This is a genomic window from Streptomyces sp. NPDC001443, from assembly GCF_053597355.1.
On the sequence record NZ_JBSFIA010000007.1, the window covers coordinates 93,718 to 118,581 of the forward strand.

The 24,864-nt window shown below is 74.8% G+C and carries 20 protein-coding genes and 1 pseudogene; 9 read left to right on the forward strand and 12 right to left on the reverse strand.

Annotation, left to right across the window (positions count from 1 at the left end):
• Positions 1-124: 124 nt before the first annotated feature.
• Both ACWC24_RS10710 and ACWC24_RS10715 read right to left on the reverse strand, forming a co-directional pair.
• Complete coding sequence (locus ACWC24_RS10710) at positions 125-760, reverse strand: HAD family hydrolase (RefSeq protein WP_450662473.1); 636 nt, start codon at positions 758-760, stop codon at positions 125-127.
• A gap of 81 nt (positions 761-841) precedes the next feature.
• Entirely contained in the window at positions 842-1,840 is a 999-nt protein-coding gene (locus tag ACWC24_RS10715) for a hypothetical protein (RefSeq protein ID WP_450662474.1), read from the reverse strand.
• A gap of 226 nt (positions 1,841-2,066) precedes the next feature.
• Between ACWC24_RS10715 and ACWC24_RS10720 the strand changes: the two genes are divergently transcribed.
• Entirely contained in the window at positions 2,067-4,667 is a 2,601-nt protein-coding gene (locus ACWC24_RS10720; protein ID WP_450662475.1) for a helicase-associated domain-containing protein, read from the forward strand.
• A gap of 348 nt (positions 4,668-5,015) precedes the next feature.
• Here the strand turns inward: ACWC24_RS10720 and ACWC24_RS10725 are convergent, their stop codons facing one another.
• Positions 5,016-5,558 carry a hypothetical protein gene (locus ACWC24_RS10725; RefSeq protein ID WP_450662476.1) on the reverse strand — a complete coding sequence of 181 codons (543 nt, stop codon included), beginning with the start codon at positions 5,556-5,558 and terminating at the stop codon, positions 5,016-5,018.
• Positions 5,559-5,796: 238 nt separating this feature from the next.
• On the opposite strand from ACWC24_RS10725, the gene ACWC24_RS10730 reads away from it, so the two are divergent.
• On the forward strand, positions 5,797-7,440 hold the full coding sequence (locus tag ACWC24_RS10730; RefSeq protein ID WP_450662477.1) for a DNA repair helicase XPB: 1,644 nt from the start codon (positions 5,797-5,799) through the stop codon (positions 7,438-7,440).
• On the opposite strand, the gene ACWC24_RS10735 is transcribed toward ACWC24_RS10730, so the two are convergent.
• Together ACWC24_RS10735 and ACWC24_RS10740 are read right to left on the reverse strand one after the other, a co-directional pair.
• Positions 7,398-8,750 carry a glycosyltransferase 87 family protein gene (locus ACWC24_RS10735; RefSeq protein WP_450662478.1) on the reverse strand — a complete coding sequence of 451 codons (1,353 nt, stop codon included), beginning with the start codon at positions 8,748-8,750 and terminating at the stop codon, positions 7,398-7,400. The genes ACWC24_RS10730 and ACWC24_RS10735 overlap by 43 nt on opposite strands.
• 17 nt (positions 8,751-8,767) lie before the next feature.
• Positions 8,768-8,947 carry a hypothetical protein gene (locus ACWC24_RS10740; RefSeq protein WP_162469175.1) on the reverse strand — a complete coding sequence of 60 codons (180 nt, stop codon included), beginning with the start codon at positions 8,945-8,947 and terminating at the stop codon, positions 8,768-8,770.
• Between the two features lie 313 nt (positions 8,948-9,260).
• Between ACWC24_RS10740 and ACWC24_RS10745 the strand changes: the two genes are divergently transcribed.
• Positions 9,261-11,306 carry a HelD family protein gene (locus tag ACWC24_RS10745; RefSeq protein ID WP_450662479.1) on the forward strand — a complete coding sequence of 682 codons (2,046 nt, stop codon included), beginning with the start codon at positions 9,261-9,263 and terminating at the stop codon, positions 11,304-11,306.
• A gap of 589 nt (positions 11,307-11,895) precedes the next feature.
• On the opposite strand, the gene ACWC24_RS10750 is transcribed toward ACWC24_RS10745, so the two are convergent.
• Positions 11,896-12,588: a copper homeostasis protein CutC gene (locus tag ACWC24_RS10750; protein ID WP_450662480.1), complete on the reverse strand. Its 693-nt coding sequence runs from the start codon at positions 12,586-12,588 to the stop codon at positions 11,896-11,898.
• A 126-nt stretch (positions 12,589-12,714) separates the two neighbouring features.
• Positions 12,715-13,418: pseudogene (locus ACWC24_RS10755) on the reverse strand (maleylpyruvate isomerase family mycothiol-dependent enzyme).
• A gap of 46 nt (positions 13,419-13,464) precedes the next feature.
• Between ACWC24_RS10755 and ACWC24_RS10760 the strand changes: the two are divergent.
• Positions 13,465-14,130, forward strand: coding sequence for an HD domain-containing protein (locus tag ACWC24_RS10760; RefSeq protein ID WP_450662481.1), 666 nt, complete (start codon positions 13,465-13,467; stop codon positions 14,128-14,130).
• A gap of 25 nt (positions 14,131-14,155) precedes the next feature.
• A complete protein-coding gene (locus ACWC24_RS10765; RefSeq protein WP_450662482.1) occupies positions 14,156-15,262 on the forward strand; it encodes a GNAT family N-acetyltransferase in 1,107 nt (368 codons plus the stop codon).
• Here ACWC24_RS10765 and ACWC24_RS10770 read toward each other — a convergent pair.
• Positions 15,244-15,522: a DUF4031 domain-containing protein gene (locus ACWC24_RS10770; protein ID WP_450662483.1), complete on the reverse strand. Its 279-nt coding sequence runs from the start codon at positions 15,520-15,522 to the stop codon at positions 15,244-15,246. The genes ACWC24_RS10765 and ACWC24_RS10770 overlap by 19 nt on opposite strands.
• 55 nt (positions 15,523-15,577) lie before the next feature.
• Positions 15,578-15,961, reverse strand: a complete 384-nt coding sequence (locus tag ACWC24_RS10775; protein ID WP_450662484.1) for a hypothetical protein — start codon at positions 15,959-15,961, stop codon at positions 15,578-15,580.
• 55 nt (positions 15,962-16,016) lie between these two features.
• Between ACWC24_RS10775 and ACWC24_RS10780 the strand changes: the two genes are divergently transcribed.
• The 4 genes from ACWC24_RS10780 to ACWC24_RS10795 all read left to right on the forward strand — a co-directional run bounded on the left by ACWC24_RS10780 (position 16,017) and on the right by ACWC24_RS10795 (position 20,991).
• Positions 16,017-16,934, forward strand: coding sequence for a MurR/RpiR family transcriptional regulator (locus ACWC24_RS10780; protein ID WP_450662485.1), 918 nt, complete (start codon positions 16,017-16,019; stop codon positions 16,932-16,934).
• Positions 16,935-17,249: 315 nt separating this feature from the next.
• Positions 17,250-18,185 (forward strand): N-acetylmuramic acid 6-phosphate etherase, encoded by a 936-nt coding sequence (gene murQ, locus ACWC24_RS10785; RefSeq protein WP_450662486.1) that lies wholly within the window; start codon positions 17,250-17,252, stop codon positions 18,183-18,185.
• Between the two features lie 16 nt (positions 18,186-18,201).
• A complete protein-coding gene (locus ACWC24_RS10790) occupies positions 18,202-20,127 on the forward strand; it encodes a PTS transporter subunit EIIC (protein WP_450662487.1) in 1,926 nt (641 codons plus the stop codon).
• A 297-nt stretch (positions 20,128-20,424) separates the two neighbouring features.
• Positions 20,425-20,991 carry a hypothetical protein gene (locus ACWC24_RS10795; RefSeq protein ID WP_450662488.1) on the forward strand — a complete coding sequence of 189 codons (567 nt, stop codon included), beginning with the start codon at positions 20,425-20,427 and terminating at the stop codon, positions 20,989-20,991.
• Between the two features lie 90 nt (positions 20,992-21,081).
• On the opposite strand, the gene ACWC24_RS10800 is transcribed toward ACWC24_RS10795, so the two are convergent.
• From ACWC24_RS10800 to ACWC24_RS10810, 3 genes are all read right to left on the reverse strand, one after another.
• Complete coding sequence (locus tag ACWC24_RS10800; RefSeq protein WP_450662489.1) at positions 21,082-22,581, reverse strand: MFS transporter; 1,500 nt, start codon at positions 22,579-22,581, stop codon at positions 21,082-21,084.
• Positions 22,582-22,724: 143 nt separating this feature from the next.
• A complete protein-coding gene (locus ACWC24_RS10805; RefSeq protein WP_450662490.1) occupies positions 22,725-23,609 on the reverse strand; it encodes a metallophosphoesterase family protein in 885 nt (294 codons plus the stop codon).
• Between the two features lie 61 nt (positions 23,610-23,670).
• Positions 23,671-24,798 (reverse strand): NADH:flavin oxidoreductase, encoded by a 1,128-nt coding sequence (locus ACWC24_RS10810; RefSeq protein ID WP_450662491.1) that lies wholly within the window; start codon positions 24,796-24,798, stop codon positions 23,671-23,673.
• Positions 24,799-24,864: the final 66 nt, after the last annotated feature.

The following is a 24,864-nucleotide window of genomic DNA, read 5'->3' on the forward strand; positions in this document are numbered from 1 at the left end:
GCACGGGCCGCCGGACGGTAGACCGCCGTCAGACACGGGCCGCCGGACGGTAGACCGCCGTCAGACACGGGCCGCCGGACGGTAGACCGCCGTCAGACACGGGCCGCCGGACGGTAGACCGCCGTCAGGCGCGGGCCGCCGGACGGTACGACGCCAGCCAGCCCGGGAAGTGCAGGAGGTCCGGCAGGACGACGTCCGCGCCGGCCGTGCGCAGTTCCGCCGCGCTGCACGGCCCGGTGACGACCGCCACCGACAGCGTGCCGGCCGTACGCGCGCCGCGGACGTCCCCGACGTGGTCGCCCACGTAGACGTCCGCCGCGTGGGCGCGCAGCGCCTGCGCCTTGGCCTCGGCCCACAGGTCGCCGATCACCTCGTCGGGTTCGATGCCCAGGTGCTCCAGGTGCAGCCTGGCGCTGGGCTCGTACTTCGCGGTCACGACGATCGTCCGCCCGCCGGCCGCCCGTACGGCCTCGATCGCGGCGCGGGCGCCCGGCATCGCGGAGGTCGCGGCGACGGCGAAGGCCGGATACATCTCCCGGTACAGCTCCACCGCGGCCGGCACCTCCTCCGCCGGGAACCAGTTGGCCAGTTCCTCCACCAGCGGCGGCCCCAGCCTGGTGACCACCAGGTCCGCGTCGACGTACGTCCCGGTCCGCTCGGTGAGTGCCTTGTAGCAGGCGTGGATGCCGGGGCGGGAGTCGATCAGCGTCATGTCGAGATCGAATCCGACGGTCAGCGCGGGAGCGGTGATGGAGGCCATGCAGGCCATTGTGCCCAGGCCGACGGCCCGCGGGCGGGGCGGAGGCGGAGGCGGGCGCCCCGCCCCCGCGGCCGGGGCGGGTCAGCGGCTGCGCTGGGAGCGCCACACCAGGAACAGGGCCGACGCGACGGCCGCGCCCCGCACCACCCAGGGCCAGGTCTGGGCGACCGCGTCGTTCATCCGGCCGTCGGCGATGGGGGTCCCCCACCGGCCGTCGGTCCTGCCCCACAGCCACACCAGACCGGACGTGACCGCCAGGCCGGGCAGCCACACGACCGCCCACTTCGCCTCCGCCCGGGTCAGCCGCCGCGAGGCGTAGGCGATCAGCCAGCCGAGCAGCAGCGCGAACCAGTTGCCGAGCACCGCGCCGACGACGAGCGCGCCCGCGGCGACCAGCAGAAGCGGATTGCTCCAGTTTCCGGTGCCCAGGGACGGCAGGCGGCGGCGGGCGGGGGCGGGTTCGTCCGGGACGCCGGCCGCCGTCTCCGCGTCCCGGTCCGCCGGTGCCGCCGGGTCCTTCAGGTTCTTCAGGTCCTTACGCGGCGGCGGCTTGAGCAGCTCGGGGATCTCCACCCCGCCGACGAACCCCGGCACCTCGTCGCCGACGCCGAAGGGGCTGCTGTCCGTACGCCACCAGTCGGGCTGGGTCGCGCTGTCGCCGAGCTCGTGCGCGGGCGCGCGGTGCGGGGGCGACGCGGCGTCCGAGGGCGGCGGCGCGTCCGTCCCGGAGGTCCGCCCCGACCTGGGGCGCGGGACCGCACGGCGCAGTCGGCCGGTACGCCCGTCCTGCGGTTCCGGCGTCGCGTCGCGCTGTACGGGCACGGCGGCGGCCGGTGCCTGCGGGGCGCCCCCGCCGCCGGCGGCGGCCGCGACGACGTCGTCCGGACTGCCGAGGCCGTCCAGGATGCGGCGGACGGCGGCCGGGCTGTCCACCGGCGTCCTGGCGCGCCGCCGGTCGATCTCGTTGCGCAGCTCCGACACCAGCCGCATCCGCGTGGACGACGGCAACTGCCGCTGGTGCGCCACGTCTCCGACACGGCTCAGATACTCGTAGACGACCTGGTCGCTCTCGATCCCCACGAAGTCCCCTCCGGGGCGGATGTGTTGGCTGACCCCGTGGTGGCAGACGTTACCGCTCCCGGCACGGCCGGGGCATCTCCCGGCCCGCGCGGCGGTTCGCGCGGCGGTTCGCGCGGTCGCCCCGACCGCCGCGACCGCCGTCGCCGGGGCGCGGCCCCGGGAGCGCCCGAGCCGACAGGCCCGCGCGGGGGTCGGCCGCCCAAGGGGAACCGCTACCGTGGGTCAGATGAGCACCGCGGACCACCCCGCCCCCCGCTCCCTCGCGGAAGCGCTCCGCGCCAGGGACGACCACTCCCTGGCCGCCCTCCTGCGCAGCCGCCCCGACCTCATCACCCCCGTCCCCACCGATCTCACCCAGCTGGCGACCAGGGCGGGCACCCGTGCCTCGGTGGTCCGCGCGCTGGAGCGGCTGGACCGGTTCACCCTCCAGGCGGCGGAGGCGCTCGCGGTCGCGGCGGACCCGGCGTCGTACGACGAACTGCTCGGTCTGATGGGCGGCGACGACGGGGACCCGGCCGTCACCGCGGCCCTGCCCGGTGCCGTGGCCGGACTGCGCGAACAGGCCCTGGTGTGGGGCGGCGACGACCGGCTGCGGCTGGTGCGCACCGCCCGCGAACTGCTCGCGCCGTCGCCGCAGCACCCGTCGCCGACCGGCCTGGGCCCGACGGTGCAGGAGGTGACGGCCGGGATGTCGCCCGGCCGGATCCAGGAGATCGTCGGCACCGCCGGGCTGGCGTCGACGCACGACGCCGTGTCCGCGGCCGCCGCGCTCACGGCGCTGTTCACCGACCGCGCCCGGATGGACGCGCTGCTCGGCCAGGCCCCCGCCGACTCGCTCGACGTCCTGGACCGGCTGGTGTGGGGCCCGCCGTACGGGCAGGTCACGGCCGACCCGGCGGCCCGGCTGCGCTGGCTGCTGGACCGCGGGCTGCTGCTGCCGACGGCGCCCGGCACGGTCGTACTGCCCCGCGAGGTCGCCCTGCATCTGCGGGCCGGGCGGGCACACCGCGCCCCGGAGCCCGTGCCGCCCGCCGTCGAACCGGCCGGTACGCACACCGCGGCGGTGGTGGACTCGACCGCGGCCGGCCAGGCGTACACGGCGCTGGCGACCGTGGAGGAGCTGCTGAAGGACTGGGACGAGGGCGGGCCGGCCGTGCTGCGGGCGGGCGGGCTGAGCGTGCGCGACCTGAAGCGGACCGCGGTCGCCCTGGACGCGTCCGAGCCCATGGCCGCGTTCTGGGTCGAACTCGCCTACGCGGCGGGGCTGCTGGCCTCCGACGGCGAGGCCGACGAACGGTACGCGGCCACCCCGGCCTACGACGAGTGGCTCCAGCAGCCGCCGGCCGAGCGCTGGGCGCGGCTCGCCGAGGTCTGGCTGCTCGCGACCCGGACGGCGGGCGTGGTCGGCGGCCGGGACGCGAAGGAACGGCCGCTGTCGGCCCTGGGCCCCGGGCTCGACCGGTCCGCCGCGCCCGAGGTGCGGCACCGGGTGCTGACCCTGCTGGCCGGGCTCCCGGAGGGCACCGCGCCGGCCGCCGACGTGGTGCTCGCCCGGCTGCGCTGGGAACGTCCGCTGCGCGCCCGCGGCGGCGCCGTCGCCCGTCCCGGCGAGACCGGGAACCCCAGGAACCCCGGGACCCCCGGGAGCGAGGACGACGACCTGCGCTCCCGGCTGGTGCGCTGGACGCTGTCGGAGGCGGAGACGCTGGGCGTGACCGGCCGGGGCGCGCTGTCGGCGCACGGGCGGGCGCTGCTGGGGGCGCCCGGGCCGAGGGCGGCCGACGCCGACGGTCCCGCCGGGCCGGGCGGCAGGCTGCCCTTCCCGCACCACCGGGCCGCCCGCCTCGAACCCCTCTCCCCCGCCGACCAGTCCGTCGCCTCCGCGACCGCGGCCCGGCTGCTCGCCCCGCTGCTGCCCGAGCCGCTGGACCACGTGCTGCTCCAGGCCGACCTCACGGCGGTGGCACCCGGACCGCTGCGCCGCCCGCTGGCCGACACGCTGGGCGTGCTCGCGGACGTCGAGTCGAAGGGCGGGGCGACGGTGTACCGGTTCACGCCGGGCTCGGTACGGCGCGCGCTGGACGCCGGCCGGACCGCGAGCGATCTGCACGCCTTCCTCGCCACCCACTCCCGTACCCCGGTCCCGCAGCCGCTCGCGTACCTGATCGACGACGTCGCCCGCAGACACGGTCATCTGCGGGTCGGTGCGGCCTCGGCGTACGTGCGCTGCGACGACGACGCCCTGCTGAACGAGATCATCGCCGACAGGCGTGCCGCCGCCCTGCGGCTGCGCCGTCTCGCGCCGACCGTGCTGGCCGCCGAGGCCGACCCGGCGACGCTGCTGGAGGGACTGCGGGCGATGGGGTACGCGCCCGCCGCCGAGTCCGCCGAGGGCGACGTACTGATCGCCCGCGCGCACGCCCACCGCACCCCGCCCCGCACGGCCCCCGAGCCGGTCCCCGAGGGTCCGCCGGTGCCCGACCCGACGCTGCTGACGGCGGCGATCCGGGCGATCCGGGCGGGCGACCTGGCCTCCACGGCCCCGCGGAAGGTCCCGGCCGACGACGCGGCCCCGCCGGCCGGCGGCGAGCTCCCGCGCACCGGCTCCGCGGAGACCCTGGCCACCATGCAGGCCGCCGTCCTCACCGGCCAGGCCGTGTGGATCGGCTACGTCAACGCCGAGGGCGCCGCGAGCCAGCGGGTGATCGCGCCGGTACGGGTCGAGGGCGGCTTCGTCACGGCGTACGACCACACGGCCGACGAGGTCCGCACGTATCCGCTGCACCGGATCACGGGGGTGGCGGAACTCGCCGACGAGCAGCAGTGACGCGGCGGTGACCGCCCGGCGCCCCGGCCCGACGGCTCCGGCCGGCGGTACGGGGCAGAGGCCCCGGCCACGGCCGGACGGCCTCGCCCGCGGTCCGGGACAGCGGTTCTCGCCTGCGGTCCGGCCGACGGACCTCGATCCGGTGATCCGGCCGACGGCTCCGGCCCGCGGCAGAGGTACCCGTCCACGACCGGGCCGGACGGACCTCGCACGCGGTCCCGCCCTCGGCCCCCGGCAACAGCCTCCACCCCCGGACGGGCCGACGGACCTCGCCCAAAGCCCCTGCCCGCCATCCGGCCGACGGACCGCGCCCCCGGGCCCGCCGACGGTCCTCGCCCGGGGGCGCGGTCAGCAGTCCTCCACGCGGGTGCCCTCGGGCAGGCCGAAGTGTCTGCGGGCGGCGGCCTCCAGCGCCGAGGGCCGGTCGGCGCCGTCGAGCACGGACCGGGCGTGGAACCCGAAGTGGTCCGCTTCCCACTCGCCGTACCCGGCGCCGTCCGGCGGTTCCTCCTGCGACAGCACGCGGTAGCCGCCGTCCGTCTCCCGCTCCAGCCGGACCACCTGCGGGACGTGGGAGCCGCTGCACTCCACCAGAGCGCCGTCGCGCACCCCGTACTCCCTGCACAGCGTGTCCACACCGGCCCGGATCCGGTCCCCGCTGCGCTCCATCTCCAGCGCCCTCGCCCGGCAGAACCACCGCGCCTCCAGCTCGGGCACGCTCTCCCCGTACCCGCTGCCCTGCGACTGCGCCACCAGCCGGGCCTCGATCACGGGCCCCACCTCGTCCCACAGCCGCGTGTCGATGTCCGCCGGACGCGTCATGACCCACGAGCCCGTCGCCACCAGCACCGCCGCGGCTCCCACGCCGGTGCCCCATCTGCGTACCGACATTCCGTGAGCTCCTCACCGCGCCGCCCGGACCGCGCCGCTTCCGTCCTGGTCAGACAGCCGCCGGGTGGACAGGGTTGCGCGGGAGAATGAAGAAACCACTTTTCACAACGGTCCGGACATCTCCGTCGGCCGTGCCCCGGGGGCCGGCGGACCTTCGTCCCGGGGCCGACCGCGCCGACGGCCGGTAGGGCACACTGGACGTTTGGCCATGCCGCGCCATCCAGAAAGGCAGCCCCGAGTGAACGGTCCGCTGATCGTCCAGTCCGACAAGACCCTGCTCCTCGAAGTCGACCACGAGCAGGCCGACGACTGCCGCCGGGCCATCGCCCCGTTCGCGGAGCTGGAGCGGGCGCCGGAGCACATCCACACCTACCGGCTGACCCCGCTCGGTCTGTGGAACGCGCGGGCCGCCGGCCATGACGCCGAGCAGGTCGTGGACGCGCTCGTGCACTACAGCCGTTACCCCGTGCCGCACGCGCTGCTCGTCGACATCGCGGAGACGATGGACCGCTACGGCCGGCTGACGCTGTCCAAGCACCCGGCGCACGGGCTGGTCCTGACCACCACCGACCGGCCGGTGCTGGAGGAGGTGCTGCGCTCCAAGCGGATCGCGCCGCTCGTGGGCAGCCGCATCGACCCCGACACCGTTGTCGTGCACCCCTCCGAGCGGGGGCAGATCAAGCAGACGCTGCTGAAGCTGGGCTGGCCTGCCGAGGACCTCGCCGGGTACGTCGACGGCGAGGCGCACCCGATCGAGCTGGCCGAGGACGGGTGGGCGCTGCGGCCGTACCAGAAGCAGGCCGTGGAGAACTTCTGGCACGGCGGCAGCGGTGTCGTCGTGCTGCCGTGCGGCGCGGGCAAGACGCTGGTCGGGGCCGGGGCGATGGCGCAGGCCGCGTCGACCACGCTGATCCTGGTCACCAACACCGTCTCCGCCCGGCAGTGGAAGCACGAGCTGGTGAAGCGGACCTCGCTCACCGAGGACGAGATCGGCGAGTACAGCGGTACGCGCAAGGAGATCCGGCCCGTCACCATCGCCACGTACCAGGTGCTCACCACCCGGCGGAAGGGCGTCTACCCGCACCTGGAGCTGTTCGACTCCCGGGACTGGGGGCTGATCGTCTACGACGAGGTGCATCTGCTGCCCGCGCCCGTCTTCAAGTTCACCGCCGACCTCCAGGCCCGGCGCCGGCTCGGGCTCACCGCGACCCTGGTGCGCGAGGACGGCCGCGAGTCGGACGTCTTCTCGCTGATCGGGCCCAAGCGGTTCGACGCGCCGTGGAAGGAGATCGAGGCGCAGGGCTACATCGCGCCCGCGGACTGTGTCGAGGTCCGGGTGAACCTCACCGACTCCGAGCGGCTGGCCTACGCGACCGCCGAGACCGAGGAGAAGTACCGCTTCTGCGCCACGACCGCGACGAAGCGGAAGGTGACCGAGGCGATCGTGCGGCGCTTCGCGGGCCAGCAGATCCTCGTCATCGGCCAGTACATCGACCAGCTCGACGAGCTGGGCGAGCACCTGAACGCGCCGGTGATCAAGGGCGAGACGTCGAACGCCCAGCGCGAGAAGCTCTTCGACGCCTTCCGTGAGGGCGAGATCAGCGTGCTGGTGGTGTCGAAGGTGGCCAACTTCTCCATCGACCTGCCGGAGGCGACCGTCGCCATCCAGGTGTCGGGCACGTTCGGCTCGCGGCAGGAGGAGGCCCAGCGGCTGGGCCGGGTGCTGCGGCCCAAGGCCGACGGCCACCAGGCCCACTTCTACTCGGTCGTCGCCCGCGACACGATCGACCAGGACTTCGCGGCCCACCGGCAGCGGTTCCTGGCCGAGCAGGGGTACTCCTACCGGATCGTGGACGCGGACGAGCTGCTGTCGGAGGGCTGACGGGAGCGCCCCGCCGGGTCCGGATCCGGGGACGGGCGACTCCGCCGCGCCGGGACTCCGGGCGGGACCGCCGTCCCGGGCGGGACCGCCGTCCCGGGCGGGGCCGCCGTCCCGGGCGGGGCCGCAGTCCCGGGCGGGGCCGCAGTCCCGGGCGGGGCCGCAGTCCCGGGCCGCGGCAGGTCTTCGGCGACCCGGGCGGCCCGCCGTCCGGAGAGGGCCGCGCCCGCCAGCAGCGCACAGCCCAGCAGCGGGTACGGCGCCGCCGCCGGCTGCTGCCACCAGGACAGCCGCAGGTCCAGGTCGCCCTGGTGCGGCAGCAGCCACATCGTGCGGGCGGTGAACAGCACCGTGGTCAGCAGCGCCGTACGGAGACGGCCTTCGGCCAGCAGTACGGCGATCAGCGGGACGCACCACACCCAGTGATGGGACCAGCTGACCGGCGATACCAGCAGCGCGGTGAACGCGGTGAGCAGCACCGCGTGCCGCTCCCGTGCGGCGCGCGCGGCGAGCCACAGGCCGCAGACGGCGACGGCAAGCGCCGGGAGCGCCCAGGCGAGGCCGGGCGTCGGGTCGCCGAGGAGGCGGGCCGCGAGGCCCTGGAGGGACTGGTTGTCGACGATCCACGGCTTGCCGACGCGGCCGGTGTCGTAGAGGCGGCGGGTCCAGAAGTCGGCGCTGGCGGCGGGCAGCGCGAGGGCGCCGAGCAGGACGGTGGCGCCGAACGCGGCCGTCGCGGTGGCCGCCTCCCGGCGCCTGCCGCGCAGCAGCAGATGGACGACGAAGAGCGCGGGGGTGAGTTTGACGCCCGCCGCGATCCCCAGGGCGACACCCCGGCCCGGGGCGCCCGGCGGGCGCGTGAGGTCCCACAGCACCAGGACGGTCACGGCCAGGTTGACCTGGCCGAACAGCACGGTCTGGAAGACCGGTTCCAGCCAGAGCGCCAGGGCCGTGGCGGCGCACAGGGCGGAGGATCCGAGCGGACGGCCCGCGAGCCGGGTGGAGAGCTGGACCAGCCGGGCCAGCAGGAGTGCGTTGCCCGCGAGGAAGGCCGCCTTCAGGGTGGGGACGGGCAGCCAGGCAGCCGGGGTGAACAGCAGCGCCGCGAAGGGCGGGTAGGTGGCCGGGAGGTGCCACCGGGTCACGGTGAAGCCGTAGAGGTCGCCGCCCCCGTCCAGGACGGCCGCGCCCTCGGCGCGGTAGACCAGCGCGTCGGCCATCGGGGCGCGCTGCACGACGCACAGGGCGACGAAGGCGGCGAGGGAGACCGCCAGCAGGAGAAGGGAGGTCGCGGAGGGTGATCGACGGGTCACGCAGTGACCCTAGGGTGTCATTTGTGGCGGACGCCCGCCTCCTCGCCGTACTCCCCGAGGATGACCACGTCGAAGGCCGCCCCCAGGAACACCTTCACGGCGCGCAGGGCGTCGCCGAGGCGGTGCGGGTGACTCCCGGTGAGCGGGGTGGCCCCGGGGGGACGATTCGGTGCTGGGGTGACGATGGCTGCACTCATACCTCCATAGTGGCCTTCCCCGGACGAAAGCGGCATCGGACGAGAGGTCGACCCCGTACCGTCCCCACGTACACCCGTGGGCCGAGCGAACGCCTCCGGGACGGAAGGGATGTCCCTTAGGGGAGACGCGGGGGGAGACGCGGGGTGGAAAACCGTTCGCTTCCGGACCGCCCTCTCGCCTACAATCTCCGCTCTTGCCCGCCTCCCTCGCGGAGCGCGGCCGGCCGGACGGAAACCGGGCGGCATCCCCGCGGCCGCCCATCGGCCGCGGCGCACCAGTCGTCATCCCGCAGCAGGCCCCGGAGGCACTCCCTTGTCCACGCCGTCCGCCGACGATCCCCTCTCCCGCGAGCGCGCCCACCTCACCTCGTCCCGGGCCGCGCTGCGCGCGATGCGCGAGGACGTCGAGTCACTCGACATCCGCGACGTCACCGCGAACTGGGTCAACGCCGAGGTCCTCTCCCGTCAGATCGACGACCGCATCAAGGCGCTGGCCGACCTCAGCGACACCCCGCTGTTCTTCGGCCGGCTCGACTACCTGCACGCTCCCGGCGCCGAGCAGGCCGAGGGCGCGGAGGGCGAGCAGTTCTACATCGGTCGCCGGCACGTGCACGACGGGGACGGCGACCCGATGGTGATCGACTGGCGTGCGCCGGTCTCGCAGCCGTTCTACCGGGCGTCCAAGAAGGACCCGCTGGACGTCGGGCTGCGCCGTCGCTTCGGGTACACGGGCGGCGACCTCACGGCGTACGAGGACGAGCACCTCTCGGACCCCGCCGAGACGGCGCGCACCAGCAAGCTGCTCCAGCAGGAGATCGAGCGCCCGCGTGTCGGTCCGATGCGGGACATCGTGGCCACCATCCAGCCCGAGCAGGACGAGATCGTGCGCAGCGGGCTGGGCGGAACGGTCTGTGTGCAGGGCGGGCCGGGAACCGGGAAGACGGCCGTCGGCCTGCACCGGGTCGCCTACCTCCTGTACGCGCACCGGGAGCGGCTCGCCCGCACCGGCACCCTGGTCATCGGGCCGAACCGGTCCTTCCTGAACTACATCGAGCAGGTGCTGCCCGCGCTGGGCGAGCTGTCGGTCCGGCAGGCCACGGTCGACGACCTGGTGGGCCAGGTGGAGATCCGGGGCACGGACGACGCGACGGCCGCGGTCGTCAAGGGCGACGCCCGGATGGCCGAGGTGCTCAGGCGGGCCCTGTACTCCCATGTCACGCTGCCCACCGAGCCGGTCGTGGTGGTGCGCGGCTCCCGGCGCTGGCGCGTGCCCGCGTACGAACTGGAGGACATCGTCCGCGAGTTGCTGGCGCGCGACATGCGTTACGGCGCCGCCCGCGAGGCCCTGCCGCAGCGCGTCGCGCACGCGGTGCTGGTGCAGATGGAGCGGTCGGGCGAGGCGCCGGACGACCGGGTGCAGGACGCGGTGGCCCGCAACACCGCGGTGAAGGCGGCGGTGAAGGAGCTCTGGCCGCTCGTCGACCCGGCGAAGCTCGTGCTGCGACTGCTGGCCGAGGTGGACTTCCTCGCCGAGCACGCGGCCGGGATCCTCACCGAGGAGGAGCAGAAGGCGATCCTGTGGGCGAAGCCCGCGCGGAGCGTCAGGGCGGCCAAGTGGTCCCTGGCCGACGCGGTGTTGATCGACGAGGCGACCGACCTGATCCAGCGGACGCACTCCCTGGGGCATGTGGTGCTGGACGAGGCGCAGGACCTCTCGCCCATGCAGTACCGGGCGGTGGGCCGGCGCTGCACCACCGGTTCGGCGACCGTGCTCGGCGATCTGGCGCAGGGCACCACCCCGTGGGCGACCCGGAGTTGGGACGAGGCGCTGACGCACCTCGGGAAGTCGGACGGTGTGGTCGAGGAACTGACCGCCGGTTTCCGCGTACCGACGGACGTCATCACCTACGCCTCCCGGCTGCTGCCGCACATCGCCCCGGGTCTGACGCCGGTCGCGTCGGTCCGGGAGAACCCGGGCTTCTTCGACCTGCGCCCGGTCACCGAGACCGACGAAGTGGTCGCGGCCTGCACGGAGTTGCTGGGCAACGAGGGCTCGACCGGCCTGATCGCGGCCGACGCCCGGATCCCGGCGCTCGCCGAGGCACTCACGGCGGCCGGGCTCGCGTATCTGGCGCCCGGCGAGGAGACGACCCGGCAGACCCGGCTGACCCTGGTCCCGGCCTCGCTCGCCAAGGGCCTGGAGTACGACTACGTGGTCCTCGACGAGCCGCGGGCCGTGGTGGACGGCGAACCGGACGAACGCACCGGGCTGCGCCGCCTGTACGTGGCGCTGACCCGAGCGGTGTCGGGCCTGATCGTCACCCACGCGGCACCCCTGCCGGACGAACTGACCGGCTGACCGGCTCGTCGGCCGCCGCCGCTGCCCGGCCGCGGTGGCCGACCCCTGACCCGGCCAGCCGTCCGGCCGCGCCACCCCGCCCCCGTGCCGGGTGCACGACGCCGAGCGGCCTGCACGAGCGGCCGGCGCCAGGCGATCGGCGCCGGGTGGCCGCCACCAAGGGGTACCGGCCGTCACCCGGCGGCCGATCCCGGCGTCGCGCCGGGTCTCACTCCCGTCGACCGCCCGCCGCCGCTCCTCGACCGCGGTGGCCGACACCGGGCCCGACCAGCCGCCCGGCCGCGCCACGCCACACCGCCCCGCGCCGAATGACCGGCGCCAAACGACCAGCGGCCAACGGCCATCGGCCAGCGGCCAGCGGCCAGCGGCCAGCGGCCAACGCCAGGAAGTCGCAGTCAGGCGGTCCGCGCCAGGGAGTGCCTGCGCCGGGCAGTCGACGCCCGGCGGTCCGCGCCGAAGAGCCGGAACCGGGCGGTCGACGCTCGGGATCGACGCCGGACGGCCCGGGTCAGACGGCCCGGGTCAGGGAGCCGGCGCCAGACGGCCGGAAGCCTTCACCCGGCGCCCGCTCCCGGCCTCGCGGCCGGTCTCACTGCCCGTCGACCGCCCGTCGCCACTCCTCGACCGCGGTGGCCGACACCGGGCCCGACCAGCCGTCCGGCCGCGCCGCGCCGCCGATGTGGAAGCCGTCGATCCGCGCGTCCAGCAGCGTCGGCACATGGTCGAGCCGGAGCCCGCCGCCGACGAGGATCCGCGGCTCGTAGCCGGGCTCTCCGCGCCGGGCCGCCTCGGCCAGCAGCGTGGGCAGACCGTCGTCGACGCCGTTCGGCGAACCGGCGGTGAGGTAGGTGTCCAGTCCGGCCAGGCCGTCGAGCTGCTTGCGCAGGGCGTCCCGGTCGGCGGCACGGTCGATGGCCCGGTGGAAGGTCCAGGGGGCGCCTTCGAGTGCGTCGACGATCCGCTCGACCGCGTCCAGGTCGACGCCGCCGTGCCCGTCGAGGAAGCCGAGCACGAACTCGGTGGCCCCGGCCGCCCGCAGCTCGCGGGCGGCCTGCACCAGCCGGTCGAGGTCGCCCGCCGTGAAGCCGGCCTCGAACCTGAGCATCACGCGCAGACCGATGTCGACGGCGTCCCGGATCCCGGCGAAGGTCCTGACCGACGGGGTGAGCCCCTCGGCGGCCATGTCGGTGACCAGCTCGAGGCGGTCGGCGCCTCCGGCCTGGGCGGCGACCGCGTCCACGACGTCGAGGGCGATCACCTCCAGGACTGCACGCGTGCTCATAGGTCCCCTTCTCTTGGGCTGCCCGGATTCCCCGGGCCCCCGGCGCGACTACAGGTCTAGTCCAATATCAGGGTACGCCCACCGACCCGGGACCGGCGAGAGCCGCACGGCCCGCGCCGACGCCCGTCAGTCGAAGAGGTTCAGTTCCCCTTCCCGCGCACCGGCCAGTTCGTACGAGCCGCTCCGCACCGGACGCCCCGCGTACAGCCGTACGAGGGTGGCGGCGTCGCCGATGTAGCGCGCCGGGGGACGCCCGGCCAGGTGGTCGCCCAGGGCCAGCGGTTCGTCCCGGTCGTCGAGGTCGGCGTGCAGGGGCAGCCGGCCGCGCTCGCGGCTGATCCGGGCGAGGAGCGTGAGCGCGTACGGCAGTCCGTCCCCGGCGTACGCCCCCGGCTCCCCGAGCGCCTCCCGTACGTCCCCGGCATGCACCCTCCCCCACTGCCTCAAAGACGTGGGGGGACCCCCACCCCGAGCGCGATCCCGTCGATCCCGCCGTCGGTCCGGGCGATCACGGGCCCCGCCTCGGTCATCCCGCGCTCCAGCTCGTCGACGACCCGCGCGTTCGTCCACCCGGCGCGCTCGGCGATGTCGCGGTCGTTGGACTCGGGCGAGAAGACGCCCTTCCCGAACCTGCCCTCCACCACCCGGCTCAGCGCGGCCGAGGCGTGCGCCAGCACATCACGCACCGTCCAGCCCGGACACGCTTCGGTGGGCAGCGCGAAGTCGTCGTCCGTCCTGGCCCGCAGCAGCGGGATCAGCGCGTCCCGCTCGATCCTCAGGAGCCGCCCGGGCAGCTCGGGGTCCCGTTCGTCGGATGTCCAGTCAGTCATGACCACCACGCTAGGGGGAAGACGCCCCCGGCGGGAGAATGGCCACATGGCCGAACACGTCGTTCCCGACGCTCTGCACGCCCTGCGTTCCCGCTGGCTGCCCACGCTGCTCGCGGCCCGCGAGGGCGCCAGTCACCCCGACCCGTGGCCGTACGCCGACGAGCTGCTGCGCCGCTGGTCGGAGCCGCAGCGCAAATACCACACGGTCGCCCATCTGACCGCGGTCCTGGACCACGTCGACACGCTGGAGGAGTACGCGGACGACCCCGCCGCGGTGCGGCTGGCCGCCTGGTTCCACGACGCGGTCTACCTGCCGGAGCGGTCGGAGAACGAGGAGCGCTCGGCCCGTCTCGCCGAACGCGCGCTCCCGGAGGCCGGCGTCGGCGCCGCGCGCGCGGCCGAGGTCGCCCGGCTGGTCCGGCTGACCGTCGGCCACGACCCGGCCGAGGACGACCGCAACGGTCAGGTGCTGTGCGACGCCGACCTCGCGGTGCTGGCCGGGGCGCCCGGCGCGTACGCCGCCTACACGGCCGCCGTCCGTCAGGAGTACCACTTCGTCCCCGACGACGCCTTCCGCGCCGGACGGTCGGCGATCCTGCGTCAACTCCTGGACCTGCCCAGGCTGTTCCGCACCCCGCTCGCCGCGGAGCACTGGGAGGCCACGGCACGCCACAACCTCCGTTCGGAGCTGGAAATGCTGTCGCTCCGATGACGGACCCGCCCCTACTCTGCCCCTCATGCATGCATGGGGCGGGGAACAGGTGGAAGAGGCCGTCGCGGGCTGTGTCGCGGCGCTGGGCGAGGCCGTGGACACGGACTGGACCACGGTGAAGGCCGGCGGGCTGGAGTGGGACTGCCGGGAGACGGCCGCGCACATGGCGGGCGCCCTCCTCGCCTACGCCGGGCAGCTGGCGGGCCGGGCGCAGCAGAGGTACGTCCCCTTCGAGATCACCCTCGACGGCGACGGCGACGACGGACTCGACCCGGCGGACAACGCCGGTGTCCTGGAGGTGGTCGAGACGACCGGCGCCCTGCTCGTCGCCACCCTGCGCACCACCCCGCGTGAGGTCCGCGCCTTCCACCCGTTCCCGTTCCGCAGCGCGAACCGCGAGGGCTTCGCCGCGATGGGCGTCACCGAGGTGCTGCTGCACACCCACGACATGGCCGAGGGTCTCGGGATCGCCTACGAGCCCTCCCCGGCCCTCGCCGAGGACGTGCTCACCCGGATCTTCCCGCAGGTCCGGCCGGGCCCGACGCCCTGGGCCACCCTTCTGTGGGCCACCGGCCGCGGCGACCTGGCCGGGCGCGCCCCGGTCACCGACTGGCGCTGGAGCAACAACCTCGTGATCCCGGCCGGCCGTCTCACCCTCCAGGGCATCACCCCCGCCGCCGCCCGCGACCTGCGCCAGAGCGGCGACGGCGGGTTCGAGTGGATCGAGGGCGGCCCGTTCGAGGGGACGCGGGACGCCGCCGGGATGCTGGTGAAGGCGTACGAGGCCGGGGTGCACCGGCCCGAGTGGGGCGTGTTCGCCCTCGTACGCACCGAGGACGGCCGCGCGGTCGGCGGCATGGGCTTCCACGGCGCCCCCGACGAGCAGGGACGCGCGGAGATCGGCTACGACCTCGTCGAGGGCGCGCGCGGCCGGGGCTACGCCACCGAGGCGCTGCGCGCGCTGTCGGAGTGGGCACTGGCCCGTGACGACGTACGCTCCCTGTTCGCGACCGTCGAGCGGGGCAACGCCCCTTCGCAGGCGGTGCTGTCCCGGGCCGGGTTCACCCGCGTCGACACGGACACCCCGCACCCCGCCGACGACGGGGAGCTCGCCTACGAACTGGGCCGCTGAGCGCGGCCCTTCGGCCGGCGCAGTCCCGCGGAGTGCAGCAGCCGCACCACCTCGCGGCTGCTGACCTCGACCGCGCCGGCGGCGACCGCGTCGGCGTAGCGGTGCGAGGGGAGGTCGTAGTGGTCCCGCTCGAAGGCCCGCCGCGGCACGCCCAATCCATGGGCGAACAGGTGCAGTTCGTCGAAGGAGACATCGCTGACGACGTGCGACCACACCCGGCCGTGGCCGGGCCAGGTGGGCGGATCGATGTAGATCGTCACGGGCGTGCCCCGCGCGTGCCCGGGAGAACCGCCGCGGATGTCCTCGTCCGGTCCCTCACGACGAGGGCGTCCCGTCCGTGGCCGACCCGAGCGCACCCACCGGCGCGACCTTCACGCCCGCCTGGTGGCACACCCAGTGCGGGTCGGGTCCGAGTTCCGGTTCGACGTCCAGGGCGTGCGGGTCGCCGGAGCCGCAGACCGGGCACAGCGGCCAGCGGCCGTAACGCTCCAGCAGCGCGTCCTGGACGTCCTGCGCGACCAGCCCGGCCACGTAGTCCAGGCCGTCCGGCCACTGCTCCACCCACCAGCGCCGCTGCACCACGGAGTCCTCGACCAGCGAGACCACGTCCGCCTCCGCCACCTGGCCCGCGACCAGGTCGGCGAGCACCAGGGCGCGCGCGGCGTGCAGCGCCTTCTCCAGGGGGTTGATGGGGTTCATGCACCCATTGTGCGCACTCTTGACCCAGGCACCGAGCCGAAAATATCTTTCAAGGGTGACCCAGGACGTGAAGGAAATTTTCGGCAGCTCCGGTTCACCCGGCGGCCCGCCCGCCCCCGCCGCCCTCGCGGCCAAGGTCCGCACGCTCGCCCCGTCGATGACCCGCTCCATGCAGCGCGTCGCCGAGGCCGTCGCGGGCGACCCGGCCGGCTGCGCGGCCCTCACGGTCACCGGCCTGGCCGAACTCACCGGCACCAGCGAGGCGACCGTGGTGCGCACCGCCCGGCTGCTCGGCTACCCCGGCTACCGCGACCTGCGGCTCGCCCTCGCCGGCCTGGCCGCGCAGCAGCAGTCGGGGCGGGCCCCCGCGATCACCACCGACATCGCGGTCGACGACCCGATCGCCGACGTGGTGGCCAAGCTCGCCTACGACGAGCAGCAGACCCTCGCCGACACCGCGGCCGGGCTCGACACCGTACAGCTCGGCGCGGCGGTCGCCGCGGTCGCCACCGCCCGCCGCGTCGACGTGTACGGCATCGGGGCGTCCGGCCTGGTCGCCCAGGACCTCGCCCAGAAGCTGCTGCGCATAGGGCTGATAGCGCACGCGCACAGCGACCCGCATCTCGCCGTCACCAACGCGGTGCAGCTGCGCGCCGGGGACGTGGCGATCGCGATCACGCACTCCGGGTCCACGGGCGACGTCATCGAGCCGCTGCGGGTCGCGTTCGAGCGCGGGGCGACGACGGTGGCGATCACCGGACGGCCCGCCGGCGCGGTCACCCAGTACGCCGATCACGTACTGACCACGTCCACGGCCCGGGAGAGTGAACTGCGGCCCGCGGCGATGTCCTCCCGCACCAGCCAACTGCTGGTGGTGGACTGCCTGTTCGTGGGGGTGGCGCAGCGGACGTACGACACGGCGGGTCCGGCGCTGGCCGCGTCGTACGAGGCGCTGGCCCACCGGCATCGGTAGACCTGGTGCCGCGGCAGGCAACGTTTGCCCGTCAAGGAGCGGCGTCGTGGGGGAGCGTGCTCTCGGCGTGCCGGCCGGAAGTCCTCGTACTGGACGTACTCGGGCTTTCGGCCGGTGCGGCGGTGGGGGCACCGCCCGCGCGAGCGAAGCCGAGCGTGGGGAAGCGTGCCGGGCGTCGCGACGGGGCGAACCTCGCCTGCCGCGGCACCAGCCACGGCGGCCGCCCCGCCCGCGGCGACGCGGGCCCGGCGGGACCGTCCACGACGCGCAGGACCGATCGACCGTCGACCCGCAGGACACGAAAGAGCCACAGCCATGACCTCCACGTCTCCTCAGCACGACCTCCGCTCCGAACTGGAGACCCTCACCACCGAGGCGTTCCGTCCGGAGCTCGCCGACATCGACCGGCTGCCCACCCTCGACCTCGCCCGGCTCATGAACGGCGAGGACACCTCCGTACCCGCCGCGGTCGCCGCCCGGCTGCCCCAGATCGCCGCCGCGATCGACGCCGTGGCGGAGCGGATGGCCCGGGGCGGGCGTCTGGTCTACGCCGGGGCGGGGACGGCCGGCCGGCTCGGCGTGCTGGACGCCTCCGAGTGCCCGCCCACCTTCGACACCCGGCCCGGCCAGGTCGTCGGCCTGATCGCGGGCGGCCCCGACGCCCTGGTCACCTCGGTCGAGGGCGCGGAGGACTCCCGGGAGCTGGCCCGGGCCGACCTCGACGCCCTCGCCCTGACCGCCGGCGACACGGTGGTCGGCGTCTCGGCCTCCGGGCGCACCCCGTACGCGATCGGCGCCGTGGAGCACGCCCGGGCGCGCGGCGCGCTGACGATCGGGCTCGCCTGCAACGCGGGCAGCGCGCTGGCCCGCGCCGCCGAGCACGGCATCGAGATCGTCGTCGGGCCCGAACTGCTCACCGGCTCCACCCGGCTGAAGGCGGGCACCGCGCAGAAGCTGGTGCTCAACATGATCTCGACGATCACGATGATCCGGCTGGGCAAGACGTACGGGAACCTGATGGTCGACGTCCGCGCCTCGAACGAGAAGCTGCGCGCCCGCTCCCGCCGGATCGTCGCGCTCGCCACCGGCGCGGACGACCCGGAGATCGAGCAGGCGCTGACGGCCACCGGCGGTGAGGTGAAACACGCGATCCTGGCGATCCTGGCCGGGGTGGACGGGCCTACGGCCGGCCGCCTTCTGGAGGAGTCGCACGGCCATCTGCGCGCCGCGCTGGCGGCCGCCGGGGACTGAGCCGCACGCTCGACGGGTGCGCACCGATCCCGCTTCCACCGCCGCCGCGATCCTCCCCCTGGTCGGCGGCCCCGCCAACGTCACCTCCGTCGCCCACTGCATGACCCGGCTGCGACTGGGGCTGGCCGATCCCACGCGGATCGGCGAGGAGGCGCTGCGGTCGCTGCGCGCCCTGCCGGGTGTCCTCGGTGTCGTCGCCGACGACACGTCGTACCAGATCGTCCTGGGGCCGGGGGCGGTGGCGCGGGTGACGGCGGAGTTCGAGGAGCTGGTGCGGGGCACGGCGGCCGAGGGCCCTACGGACCTGAGCGCAACGGCCGGGACCCCGGCGGCCCGGAGCACCGCGCCGCCCGCGGAACGGCGGCCCGCCGCCACCCCCGCGAAGGCGGTGCTGCGCCGGGTGGCGGACATCTTCGTGCCGCTGATCCCGGCGCTGATCGGCTGCGGAGTGCTCGCGGGCGTGGCCGGGCTCCTGGTGAACAACGGCCTCCTGCCCGGCCTCGCCCCCGCCCTGTCGGCCGTGGCCTCCGCGTTCATGGCCCTGATCGCCGTGTTCGTCGGCCACAACACCGCGAAGGAGTTCGGCGGGACGCCGATCCTGGGCGGCGCGGTGGCGGCCGTGGTGGTCTACCCGGGGGTCGCGAAGGTGACGGTGTTCGGGACGGCGCTCGCGCCCGGTCAGGGCGGGGTGCTGGGGGCACTGGCGGCGGCCCTGCTGGGCACGTACGTCGAGAGGTGGTGCCGCGGCCGGGTCCCGGACGCCCTGGACGTCCTGCTCACCCCGGCCCTCACGGTCCTGGTCGCCGGCCTCGCCACCCTGTACGGCCTGATGTACGCGGCCGGACAGGTCGCGACGGCGATCGGCACGGCCGCGAACTGGCTGCTGTCGACCACAGGGGCGTTCGCGGGCCTGGTCCTCGGCGGTCTGTTCCTGCCCCTGGTCATGCTGGGCCTGCACCAGGCGCTGATCCCCATCCACACCACCCTCATCGAGCAGCAGGGCAGCACCGTCCTGCTGCCCATCCTGGCGATGGCGGGCGCGGGCCAGGTGGGCGCGGCACTGGCGGTGTACGTCCGCCTGCGCCACGACACCTCCATCCGTACGACGATCAGATCGGCACTCCCGGCGGGTCTGCTGGGCGTCGGCGAACCCCTGGTCTACGGCGTCTCGCTGCCACTGGGCCGCCCCTTCCTGACCGCCTGCGCGGGCGGAGCGGCCGGCGGCGCCTTCATCGGCTGCTTCGCGATGCTCGGCGGCCACGTGGGCGCGAAGGCGATCGGCCCGTCGGGCTGGGCCCTGTTCCCGCTGCTGGCCGGGAACAGGGGACCGGCCGCCACGGCGGCGATCTACGCGGGCGGACTGCTGACGGGGTACGCGGTCGGCTTCGCCGCGACCTACCTCTTCGGCCTCACCCACCTCACCCGAACCGCCACCTCGGCCGCCGCCCGAACCGCCACGGAGGCCTCGGGCCCGGCCGCCGCCGAGACCTCCGACCGGACCACGGTCCCGGCCTCCGACCGGACCACGGTCCCGGCCTCCGACCAGACCTCCGGCCCAACCTCCGCCCGGACCACCATCCAGACCACCGACCCGGCCGCCGCCCCGGCCACCCCGGCGTCCGCCCGGACCGCCACCTCGGCCACCACCCAGGCCGCCGACCCGACCACCGCCCAGACCACCCCGGCGTCCGCCCAGACCGCCACCGCGGCCGCCACCCAGGCCGCCGACCCGACCTCCGCCCCGACCACCGCCCAAGCCTCCGGCGGGACCACCACCCAGACCACCCCGGCGTCCGCCCGGACCGCCACCTCGGCCACCACCCAGGCCGCCGACCCGACCACCGCCCAGACCACCCCGGCGTCCGCCCAGACCGCCACCGCGGCCGCCACCCAGGCCGCCGACCCGACCACCGCCCCGACCACCCCCAGGCCTCCGACCTGACGCCGGCCCGGACCATCGCCCCGGCCACCACCCCTGCGTCCGCCCGGGCCGCCGCCTCGGCCGCAGCCCCGGCCCCGGCCGCCGCCCGGATCGCAGCCCGGTCTCCGACCCGGCCCCAGCCCGGACCACCGCCCCGGCCGCCGCCCCGGCCCACCGCCGGGACCGCTGCCCAGCCCTCCCGCGCGAGGACGGTCCCCACCGGGGGACCTCCTCGTACCCTGGGGAGTGACCGTCGACCATCCCTCCCCGTCGGCATCACGCTCGACACCGAGAAGCCCAAGGACTACGCCGACCGACATGAATCACGCCCAGCTCACGGCTCTCGGTCGTGCTCTCCGCCTGCTCGGCGAGCACGGGGAGGCCCTCAACGCCGACACGCCCGACGCCCGGCTGCACGAGGTCAGGGCGGATCTGCGGCGCGCCCTGGACCTGCTGGAGGAGAGCGTCACCACGGCCGCGCCCAGCACCCGGTGCGCCGAGCACCCGAACGGTCCCGTCGACACCGCCGCCCCCGACCTGTGCCTGCTGTGCGAGACCCGGCGCCGGGCCGCCCGCCGCTCCGAGATCAACGGCCCCGCCGCCGACCCGCGGCCCGCCACCGGCCCGTCCCGCTACGGGGTGCGTGCCGACCGGCCGCAGCCGCAGCAGCGCTGGCTGCCGGAGCTGTGGAACGGGCAGGAGTGGCAGCTGTGCGGCACCCCGCGCCGCGACCGCCGGGAGGCGGAGCTGTTCATCGCCGCCCAGCGGCGCGGCTCCCGGCCCGCGATGGCCTACCGGCTCGTGCACGAGTTCACCGACTACGAGGTGCTGCGCGTGTGGGGCACGCCGGTGAAGGTCGACATCGAACCGCTCGGGAACCTCTGAGCCCATGGCGCGCCGGACAAAGACGGCGGACGGCCGCCGTCCCGTCGGTGCGGGGCGGCGGCCGTCCGGTGAGAACGCGTCCTGCGCGTGCTACGCCTTGGCTCCGGAGATCTCGGCGGCACCGTCGGCCGCCTCGTTCCCGGGCTGCGGGTCCGGTTCGCCGGCCGTGGCCGCCGGCCGGCGGCCGGGCAGGAAGGCGGCGAGGACGAAGGCGAGGGCGGCGGCGCCCGCGCCGAGGGCCATGACGACCTTGAAGCCGTTCTCGGACGGCAGCGCGTAGCCGCCGAGGTTCATGGTCATGTTGGCCAGGATCACTCCGGCGACGGCGCTGGACACCGAGGTGCCGATGGACCGCATCAGGGTGTTGAGGGCGTTCGCCGCGGCCGTGGCGGACGGGTCGACGGCGCCCATGATGAGCGCGGGCATCGCGCCGTAGGCGAAGCCGACACCGGCGCCGATGATGCAGGACACCAGGATCAGGTGCCAGACCTCGGACATCAGGACGATGTTCAGGCCGTACCCGGCGGCGACGATCACGGCGCCGATCATCAGGGTGACCTTCGGGCCCTTGGCCTTGGTGATGGCCGCGGACGCCGGGGCGAACACCATCATGACCAGGCCCTGCGGAGCCATGACCAGACCGGCGGTCATCATCGACTTGCCGAGGCCGTAACCGGTCTGGGTGGGCAGCTCGAGAAGCTGCGGCAGGACCAGCGCCATCGCGAACATCGAGAAACCGAAGGCGATCGAGGCGAGGTTGGTGAACAGGACCTGACGGCGGGCGGTGGTGCGCAGGTCCACCAGCGGGGTCGTGGTGCGCAGCTCGAAGAAGCCCCAGGCGACGAGGACCGCGACCGCGACGGCGAACAGGCCGAGCGTGGTGCCGCTGCCCCAGCCCCAGTCGCCGCCCTTGGAGACGGCGATCAGCAGGGAGACCAGACCGGCCGCCATACCGAGCGCGCCGAGGAAGTCGAAACGTCCGCCGGAGCGCACCGGGGACTCCGGCACCAGCGTCAGTACCAGCCCGAAGGCGACGACGCCGAGGGTCGCGGAGGTCCAGAACAGGACGTGCCAGCTGAAGTTGTCGGCGATGAAGGCCGCGGCGGGCAGGCCCAGGGCACCGCCGACGCCCAGTGAGGCGCTCATCAGGGCGATCGAGCCGGCCAGCTTCTCGGCCGGCAGTTCGTCGCGCATGATGCTGATGCCGAGCGGGATGACCGCGGCGGCCAGGCCCTGGAGGGCACGGCCGATGATCATCGGGACCAGCGAGTCGCTGAACGCGCAGACCACCGAGCCGGAGACCAGCAGCACGATGCTGACCAGCAGCAGCTTGCGCTTGCCGAACATGTCGCCGAGCCGGCCGGCGACGGGCGTGGCCACGGCCGCGGCGAGCAGGGTGGCGGTGACCGCCCAGGCCGCGTCGGACGCGGAGGCGTTCAGGTACTTCGGCAGCTCGGGGACGATCGGGATGACCAGGGTCTGCATCAGCGAGACGACGATTCCGGCGAAGGCCAGGACCGCCACCACTGCGTTCGACCTCGGCGGGGCGGTTCCCCCGGCGGCTGCGGGCCGGACAGGAGCGTCGGACATGAAGAGGCCTCCGTGGGAATGGGACGCGCGGGCACGCCAATGTGCTTGACTCAGGCAACCTTAAGTCGATTGATTGACTTAAGCAAGCGAAAACTTGCACGCCCGCCCCCCGGGGCGCCCGAGCCCCGGGGCTGCGCCGGGGCCTATCGCAGGTCCGGGGGCCCGTACCGGGCGAGCACCTCGCGGGTGCGTTCCTCGTCGAGTTCGTAGACGGTCTCGTGGGCCCGCGGGTCGCGCGCGTGGAAGGTGTGGAACATCGGCCCCGCCGTCCCGCCGAGCTCCACCAGCGAGGCGGACGCGCCGCGTACCGCGCGCTCGGTGCCCGGCCGGGTCGTCAGGTCGACGCGGTTGACCACGCCTGGCGTGACCCACACCGGCACGCCCGCCAGGAAGCCGGACAGCTGGAGATGGAAGTGTCCGGCGAGCACGACCCGTACGTCCGTCCCGCGGATCGCGTCGGCCAGGGCGTCCGCGTCGAGCAGGCCGAAGGCCCGCTGGGTCGGCACGTCCAGACAGATCGGCGGATGGTGCAGCGCGAGGACGGTGCCGTGCCGCGCGGGCGTGGCCAGCACCTCGCGCAGCCAGGCGAGCTGGGTCTCCCCCAGCCGCCCGTAGACCTCGCCGGGCACCAGCGAGTCCAGCGTCACGAAGCGGTGGCCGGCCACCTCGCCGACGGCGGCCCGTTCGGCCCCCGGCAGGACGGCGGCGGCCCGGTCCGTGCCGTCCGGTCCCAGGTGCCCGCTGCCCAGCACCTTCGCGAAGGCCTGGCGCTCGTCGTGGTTGCCGGTGGTGAAGAAGACCGGGGCGCCCCAGGTCCGCGCGAACGCGCCCACGGCCTCCCGTACGGTCGTGTACGCCTCCACCGCCCCGTCGTTCGCCAGGTCGCCGGTGACGACGACCGCGTCGATGTCACGCTGACCGGCCAGCTCGGCCAGCATCAGCCGCAGGGACCCGGTGGCGTCGACGCCGTGCCGGTTGGGCTCGTCCGTCCGCTCCAGATGGGTGTCGGACAGATGCAGGATCCTCATCCGCCGCACGCTAACGGGAGTCGGGGCCCGCGGCCAGAGGGCGTCCGCGGGCCCCGACGGTTCAGCTGAGGGTCTTCAGGGCGGCCGCGTCGTACGGCTTCAGCTCGTCGAAGCGGTCGGCCAGCACCTTCGCCGCCCACTGCGGGTCCTGGAGCAGCGCGCGGCCGACGGCCACCAGGTCGAACTCGTCGCGCTCGAAGCGGTCGAGGAGGTTGTCGATGCCGAGCACCGGGGAACCCTCGCCGACGAACGCGTTGATGAAGTCGCCGTCGAGGCCGACCGAACCGACGGTGATGGCGGGCCTGCCGGTGAGCTTCTTGGTCCAGCCGGCCAGGTTGAGGTCGGAGCCGTCGAACTCCGGGAGCCAGTAGCGGCGGGTGGAGGCGTGGAAGGCGTCGACACCGGCCGCGGCGAGCGGGGCCAGCAGCGCCTCCAGCTCCTGCGGGGTCTCGGCGAGCCGGGCGTCGTACTGCTGCTGCTTCCACTGCGAGTAGCGGAAGATGACGGGGAACCGGGGCGAGACGGCCGCGCGCACCGCGGCGACGATCTCCGCGGCGAACTTCGTCCGGGCCACCGGGTCGCCGCCGTAGGCGTCGGTGCGGCGGTTGGTGCCCGCCCACAGGAACTGGTCGATCAGATAGCCGTGGGCGCCGTGCAGTTCGACCCCGTCGAAGCCGATGCGCTCGGCCTCGGCCGCCGCCTTCGCGAACGCCTCGACGACGTCGTCCAGGTCCTGCTGGGTCATGGCCCGTCCGGTGACCTCGGCGCCCTCCTTGTAGAGGCCGGAGGGGCCGACCGGCGGGGCGTCCGCGAACGGCGGCTGGCCCGGGCGGCGCACCATGCCGATGTGCCACAGCTGCGGCACGATCGTCCCGCCCGCCGCGTGCACGGCCTCGGTGACCTTCGACCAGCCCGCGAGCTGCTCCTCGCCGTGGAACCGCGGTACCCGGTCGCTGTAACCGGCCGAGTCGTGGCCGACGTACGTCCCCTCGGTGACGATCAGGCCGACGCCCGCGGCGGCGCGGCGGGCGTAGTACGACACCACGTCCTCGCCCGGGACCCCTCCCGGGGAGAACTCGCGCGTCATCGGCGCCATCACGATGCGGTTGGGGACGGTGAGGCCGTTGATGTCGACGGGCCGGGACAGGATCTCGGCCGCACGGGAGACTGCGGACTCGGTGACGCTCACGTGGGGGGCTCCTCGCGAAGTGACGATAGACCGGACGGTATGTGCATACGCATATAACGCGTGCCT

What these genes read in the sequence shown, in the direction of transcription:
- ACWC24_RS10775 (WP_450662484.1), bottom strand. Translation starts at nt 15,961, where the DNA reads ATGAACCCCATCAACCCCCTGGAGAAGGCGCTGCACGCCGCGCGCGCC.
- ACWC24_RS10750 (WP_450662480.1), bottom strand. Translation starts at nt 12,588, where the DNA reads ATGAGCACGCGTGCAGTCCTGGAGGTGATCGCCCTCGACGTCGTGGAC.
- ACWC24_RS10710 (WP_450662473.1), bottom strand. Translation starts at nt 760, where the DNA reads ATGGCCTCCATCACCGCTCCCGCGCTGACCGTCGGATTCGATCTCGAC.
- ACWC24_RS10720 (WP_450662475.1), top strand. Translation starts at nt 2,067, where the DNA reads ATGAGCACCGCGGACCACCCCGCCCCCCGCTCCCTCGCGGAAGCGCTC.
- ACWC24_RS10725 (WP_450662476.1), bottom strand. Translation starts at nt 5,558, where the DNA reads ATGTCGGTACGCAGATGGGGCACCGGCGTGGGAGCCGCGGCGGTGCTG.
- ACWC24_RS10795 (WP_450662488.1), top strand. Translation starts at nt 20,425, where the DNA reads ATGAATCACGCCCAGCTCACGGCTCTCGGTCGTGCTCTCCGCCTGCTC.
- ACWC24_RS10765 (WP_450662482.1), top strand. Translation starts at nt 14,156, where the DNA reads ATGCATGCATGGGGCGGGGAACAGGTGGAAGAGGCCGTCGCGGGCTGT.
- ACWC24_RS10740 (WP_162469175.1), bottom strand. Translation starts at nt 8,947, where the DNA reads ATGAGTGCAGCCATCGTCACCCCAGCACCGAATCGTCCCCCCGGGGCC.
- murQ (WP_450662486.1), top strand. Translation starts at nt 17,250, where the DNA reads ATGACCTCCACGTCTCCTCAGCACGACCTCCGCTCCGAACTGGAGACC.
- ACWC24_RS10800 (WP_450662489.1), bottom strand. Translation starts at nt 22,581, where the DNA reads ATGTCCGACGCTCCTGTCCGGCCCGCAGCCGCCGGGGGAACCGCCCCG.
- ACWC24_RS10805 (WP_450662490.1), bottom strand. Translation starts at nt 23,609, where the DNA reads ATGAGGATCCTGCATCTGTCCGACACCCATCTGGAGCGGACGGACGAG.
- ACWC24_RS10760 (WP_450662481.1), top strand. Translation starts at nt 13,465, where the DNA reads ATGGCCGAACACGTCGTTCCCGACGCTCTGCACGCCCTGCGTTCCCGC.